Origin of the sequence: Pontiella sp. (assembly GCF_041622395.1) — a bacterium.
Taxonomy (GTDB): domain Bacteria; phylum Verrucomicrobiota; class Kiritimatiellia; order Kiritimatiellales; family Pontiellaceae; genus Pontiella.
Map to the genome: position 1 here is coordinate 1 of NZ_JBFJYW010000407.1, position 1,835 is coordinate 1,835.

Here is a 1,835-nt window from a genome sequence, read left to right on the forward strand (position 1 = left end):
GTCGACGAAGACCTCGCCAAGAGCTTCGGGCTCAACGAGAAGGGCGGCATCCTGATCAACCAAGTGATGGAGGATTCCGCCGCCGAGAAGGCCGGCTTGAAAGAAGGCGACATCGTGGTTGAGCTCGACGGCCGGAAGGTGGAAAAGCTCGGCATGTTCCGCAACCGCGTCGCGTCCACGGCGCCCGGCAGCAAGATCGATCTGAAGGTCTTCCGCAATGGCAAGTATAAGAACATTGTCGCCGTCACCCAGGAAATGGAAGGCGAAGGCGCGGCGGCCGGCGCAGGGGTTTCCTCGGCGGTCTACGACAAACTCGGCGCCACGGTCGATAGCCTCGAAAGCGACGCCGCGCGCCGTCTGGGCTACGGCGAGCTCGAAGGCGTGCTGGTCACGGAAGTGAAGCAGGGCAGCCCGGCATGGCGGGCAGGCCTTCAGCCCGGGCAGGTCATCACCAGCGTCGACCGCAAGCCCGTCGATAGCGTGAACGCCTTCAAAAAAGCGCTCGAAGAGGCGCCGGACCACAAGATCCTGCTCTTCGTCACCGACGGCCGCAGCTCGCGCTTCGTCGTCGTCAAGCTCGAGGAATAAAGGCGTGGCAGACCAACGAACCGGCGGTTGGAAATCACCCGCCGGGACGATCGAGACCTCGGCTAGGCCGGGGTCTCGATGAATTCCTGAAGGATCGAATCCTCCGGAACCAAGGATTTGTCGATCGCGGTGAAATGCCCGAGGAGCTCCAGCAGCTCCCGGGCTTTAATCTGTCCGGGGTGCGAGCTCGGCAGGGAGTGGATGAGCGGTTCCACCAAGGGCTTGAGCACGGGAATCTCGTAGCCCATGGCCGAGTTGTATTCCATGTCGGCCAGCGGCTGGAACGGGAAGATCCATTTGTCCTCGCCCGCCCGCACTGCCGGCCAAAACTTAAACGTCTTTTCCGCCGGGTTGCCGCGGAAGCTGTGGTCGCGGATCAGGCGGCGCAGCATGCGGTGGTCGGTACTCGAAATGCGTGTTTCATTGTCGAGCTTCAACGGGGTGCGCGCCCCGATGTAGATCTTGAAGGCGTGCCGCGGATCCACGAACGAGGTGATGCGCGGGTTGAGCCCGTGGATGCCCTCGATCAGCGCGAGCTCGTCGGGTTGAAGCCGGATGATCTCGCCGCGGAATTCGCGGCGGCCATGCAGGAACTTGAAGTGCGGCATCTCGATCGGGTGGCCGTTCCCCAGCTTGTCGAGGTGGCGTTCCAGCAACGTCAGGTCGATCGCCTCGATATGTTCGTAGTCGTATTCGCCCTCGGTGTCTTTCGGGGTCAGCGCGCGGTCGACGAAATAGTTGTCGAGGCTGATCTCGTGGGTCTTCACGCCCTGCCGCTTGAGCTCCGCCGACAGCCGCTTCGTGAAGGTGGTTTTGCCGGCCGACGACGGCCCCGCCAGCCAGATCCATTTCAGCCGGTGGGTTTTTTCCGCGATCGAATCGGCGATCCGTTTGATCTCTTCGAACGCGCGGCGTTCTTCGAATGCAATGTACTCCTCGATCCGCCCTCTGCGGATCACCTCGTTGAGTGCGGCGACGGTCTCGATATTCATGGTTCCATAATACCCAAGTCCGTCCCCGATGCAACCGCGCAGGGCGGGTTGCGGGTGTTTTTGGGCGGGTTTGTTTGAGGGGGTGGAAACTCGTGGGGCAGGCATCCCGGCCTGCCCTTGAGCAGGCACGGAGCCCGCGCCCCTCCTCCCGAATTCGTGCACGGCGCGGTCGACGCCCTCAATGGACTCACCCATCGCCGTGCCGGAATTGCGGCGGATTGTAGGGCCGAAACGGTTGACGAAGGAGACCTTTCA

2 protein-coding genes are annotated in these 1,835 nt (G+C 62.5%); one reads left to right on the forward strand and one right to left on the reverse strand.

Going from position 1 to position 1,835, the window contains the following annotated elements; genetic code table 11:
* Positions 1-588, forward strand: a 588-nt coding sequence (locus ABYO54_RS16085) for a PDZ domain-containing protein (protein ID WP_372809246.1), incomplete at its 5' end; no start/stop codon positions are given.
* A 62-nt stretch (positions 589-650) separates the two neighbouring features.
* On the opposite strand, the gene ABYO54_RS16090 is transcribed toward ABYO54_RS16085, so the two are convergent.
* Positions 651-1,580, reverse strand: coding sequence for a uridine kinase (locus ABYO54_RS16090; RefSeq protein WP_372809247.1), 930 nt, complete (start codon positions 1,578-1,580; stop codon positions 651-653).
* Positions 1,581-1,835: the final 255 nt, after the last annotated feature.

What these genes read in the sequence shown, in the direction of transcription:
- ABYO54_RS16090 (WP_372809247.1), bottom strand. Translation starts at nt 1,580, where the DNA reads ATGAATATCGAGACCGTCGCCGCACTCAACGAGGTGATCCGCAGAGGG.